The sequence below is a fragment of the Streptomyces sp. genome, from assembly GCF_050698815.1.
GTDB lineage: Bacteria > Actinomycetota > Actinomycetes > Streptomycetales > Streptomycetaceae > Streptomyces.
Genome location: NZ_JBOHCV010000498.1, coordinates 1 through 3,385, shown reverse-complemented (window position 1 = coordinate 3,385; position 3,385 = coordinate 1). Strand labels below are relative to the sequence as shown.

The window sequence follows — 3,385 nt, the reverse complement described above, 5'->3', positions numbered from 1 at the left end:
AACGCAAACTGCATCGGCTCCTGGCCGGTGTACTGCCCGAGGTTCTCTTACATCTCCAGGGTGGCCTGCGCTGTTCGTTGGTTGGTCAGCAGGACGGGCCGGCGCTGAGTATGTTAGTCTGGCTTGGGCGGCTGCAGGTCGTCGTGCTCGTGCAGACAGGCCGCGAGGGACAGCGCGTCCTCCATGGCCAGCTTCGTGCCCGACCCGATGGAGAAGTGGGCGGTGTGTGCGGCGTCGCCCAGCAGCACCGTATTCCCGTGTGACCAGCGCTCGTTGACGACCGTGCGGAAGGCGATCCACTGCGAGTTGTTTCCGCGCAGCGGACGGCCGCCGAGGGTTTCGGGGAAGAGTTTGGCGCACTGCTCGGCCGAGGCCCGTTCGTCGAGGCGGTCCAGGCCGGCCGCGCGCCAGACCTCCTCGCGGGCCTCGACGATGACGGTCGACGCGCCGGGAGTGGTGCCGTCGCCGCGCTCGTAGGGGTAGGCGTGCAGCTGGAGCACGCCGTGCTCGGTCTCGGCGATCTCGAACCGGAACGCGTCGAGTGCGAAGTCGGCGGACAGCCAGATGTAGCGGCAGCGGTGCGTGGTGATGTGCGGGCGGAAGACATCGGCGTACGCGGCACGGGTGGCGCTGTGCACGCCGTCGGCGGCGACGACCAGGTCGTGGGCGGCGGACAGTTCAGTGGCGGGGGGCGCCTCGGTGCGGAAGCGGAGGTCTACGCCCAACTCCCGGCAGCGCTCGTGCAGTACGGCCAGCAGTCGCCGCCGCCCGAGTGCCGCGAAGCCGTGGCCGCCGGAGGTGAGGGTGGTTCCGCGGTGCACGATGTCGATGTCGTCCCAGCGCACGAACTCCCGTTGGAGTGCGGCGTATACGGCCGGGTCGGCGTGCTCGATGCCGCCGAGGGTCTCGTCGGAGAGGACGACACCGAAGCCGAACGTGTCCTGCGGGGCGTTGCGTTCGTAGACGGTGATAGTGCGGGAGGGGTCCAGGCGCTTGAGCAGGGCGGCGGCGTAGAGGCCGCCGGGCCCGCCGCCGACGACCGCGATCCGCAGCCCGGCGCCCCCGGCCGGGCCGGGCGGCCGGTCGCTCACTTCCCCCGCCACTTCGGCCGCCGCTTCTCGGTGAAGGAGGCGTGGAACTCGGCGTAGTCCTCGCTGTGCATGAGCAGCGCCTGGGTCGCCGCGTCCATCTCGACGGCCGCCGCGAGCGGGAGGTCCAGCTCGGCGGTGAGCAGGGCCTTGGTCTGCGCGAGGGCGAGTGCGGGACCGTCGGCGAGGCGGCGCGCGAGCTCTCCGGCCGCCTCGTGTGCGCCGCCCTCCTCGGTCAACTGGCTGATCAGACCGATGCGTTCGGCCTCATCGGCCCGCACCGGTTCGCCGAGCATCAGGATGCGGGTGGCGTGGCCGAGGCCGACGACGCGCGGCAGCAGGTACGCGGCACCCATGTCGCCGCCCGAGAGTCCGACCTTGGTGAAGAGGAAGGAGAAGCGGGCGGTGGGGTCGGCGACCCGGAAGTCGGACGCGAGGGCGAGCACCGCGCCGGCGCCCGCGGCGACGCCGTGCACCGCCGCGACGACGGGGAACGGCGCCTCGCGCAGCGCCCGTACGACCTGACCGGTCATCCGGTTGAAGTCGAGCAGCTGCGCGGTGTCCGCGTCCAGCGTGGCGCCGATGATCTCCTCGACGTCCCCGCCCGAGCAGAAGCCGCGGCCCTCCCCCGCGAGTACGAGCGCGCGGGCCCGGCGCTCCCGTGCCAACTCCGCGAGCAGGTCGCGCAGATCGGCGTAGGCGCCGAAGGTGAGCGCGTTGAGCCGGGCGGGGCGGGCCAGGGTGACGGTGACCACGCCGTCGTCCTCGGTGACCTGGAGATGCTGCCACTCCGCCGTGCGGCGGGCGGACCCGGTGTACGGGCTCATGGGACAAGGCCTCCTTCGCGACGCCGACCCCGTGAACGTATCACCGGTTCGTGACTGCCGTCACGGGTACGCGATAGAGGTTCGGGACGCGGCCGCGCCGCACAGCTGAGCCGCGAGCCGCACCGGCCCAAGCCTCAGACCTGAGCGGTCCCCAGAGTGGCGACGAGCACCGCCTTGATGGTGTGCATCCGGTTCTCCGCCTCGTCGAAGACCACCGAGTGCGCGGCCGATTCGAAGACCTCGTCCGTGACCTCCAGGGAGTCCAGGCCGTGCCGCGCGTGGATCTCCCGGCCCACCGCCGTGCCCAGGTCGTGGAAGGCGGGCAGACAGTGCAGGAACTTCACGTCCGGATTGCCGGTGGCGCGCAGCACGTCCATCGTCACGGCATACGGCCGCAGCAGCCCGATCCGCTCGTCCCAGACCTCCTTCGGCTCGCCCATCGAGACCCACACATCGGTGGCGACGAAGTCCGCGCCGCGCACGCCCGCCGCCACCTCCTCGGTGAGCGCGAGGCGGGCGCCGGTGCGCTCCGCCAGGGCGCGGGCCTCGGCGACGACGGACTCCTCCGGCCACAGCGCCCGTGGCGCGACGATGCGCACGTCCATGCCGAGCAGGGCGCCGGTGACGAGGTAGGAGTTGCCCATGTTGTTGCGGGCGTCACCGAGGTAGGCGTAGCTGGTCGCGGAGAGGGGCTTGGCGCAGTGCTCGGTCATGGTGAGCACGTCGGCGAGCATCTGGGTGGGGTGCCAGTCGTCGGTGAGCCCGTTGTAGACGGGAACACCGGCGAAGGAGGCCAGCTCCTCGACGACCGCCTGGCTGCTGCCCCGGTACTCGATGCCGTCGAACATCCGGCCCAGCACGCGCGCGGTGTCGCGCGCCGACTCCTTGTGTCCCAGCTGCGAGCCGGCCGGATCGAGATACGTGGTGCCGGCGCCCTGGTCCGCCGCGGCCACCTCGAAGGCGCAGCGCGTGCGGGTGGAGGTCTTCTCGAAGACCAGCGCGATCGTCCGGCCCCGCAGCCGCTGCTGCTCGGCGCCCGCCTTCTTGGCCACCTTCAGCTCCGCGGCCAGGTCGATCAGGTGGCGGAACTCCTCGGGTGAGAAGTCCAGCTCCTTGAGGAAATGGCGGCCCGTGAGGTCTGTCGCCATGAGGGGCTCCTAGGTCGCTGGTGTCGGCTGTCCGCGCTGCCGGCGTTGTTGTCGGTGCTGTGCCCGCGCTGTCTCGACCTGGAATTCTATACCGTGCTTCGAATCTCTATGCGATGCGGGTGGCGCTTCACACCGGGTCCCTCTCGACCGGGCAACTCATGCACCGGGGCCCGCCACGCCCCCGGCCCAGCTCACTGCCCGGGATCTCCAGCACCTCGATGCCCTGCTTGCGCAGGTGGGTGTTGGTGGTGACGTTGCGCTCATAGGCCAGCACCACGTCCGGCTCGAGGGCCAGCACGTTGCAGCCGTCGTCCCACTGCTC

The 3,385-nt window shown here is 71.2% G+C and carries 3 protein-coding genes and 1 pseudogene; all 4 read right to left on the bottom strand.

Features of this window, described 5'->3' with window-relative positions; translation table 11 throughout:
- Positions 1 to 50: 50 nt before the first annotated feature.
- Positions 51 to 1,052, bottom strand: a pseudogene (locus ACRDP3_RS17940) (FAD-dependent monooxygenase); the annotation flags it as partial.
- 35 nt (positions 1,053 to 1,087) lie between these two features.
- On the bottom strand, positions 1,088 to 1,915 hold the full coding sequence (locus tag ACRDP3_RS17935) for an enoyl-CoA hydratase family protein (RefSeq protein ID WP_431517975.1): 828 nt from the start codon (positions 1,913 to 1,915) through the stop codon (positions 1,088 to 1,090).
- A gap of 134 nt (positions 1,916 to 2,049) precedes the next feature.
- Entirely contained in the window at positions 2,050 to 3,063 is a 1,014-nt protein-coding gene (gene argF / locus ACRDP3_RS17930; RefSeq protein ID WP_431517974.1) for an ornithine carbamoyltransferase, read from the bottom strand.
- A 127-nt stretch (positions 3,064 to 3,190) separates the two neighbouring features.
- On the bottom strand, positions 3,191 to 3,385 hold a 195-nt coding region (locus ACRDP3_RS17925), incomplete at its 5' end, for an arginine deiminase family protein (RefSeq protein ID WP_431517973.1).

Bases quoted from the DNA above. Each gene is read 5' to 3' on its own strand.
- ACRDP3_RS17935 (WP_431517975.1), bottom strand. From the start codon at position 1,915: ATGAGCCCGTACACCGGGTCCGCCCGCCGCACGGCGGAGTGGCAGCAT.
- argF (WP_431517974.1), bottom strand. From the start codon at position 3,063: ATGGCGACAGACCTCACGGGCCGCCATTTCCTCAAGGAGCTGGACTTC.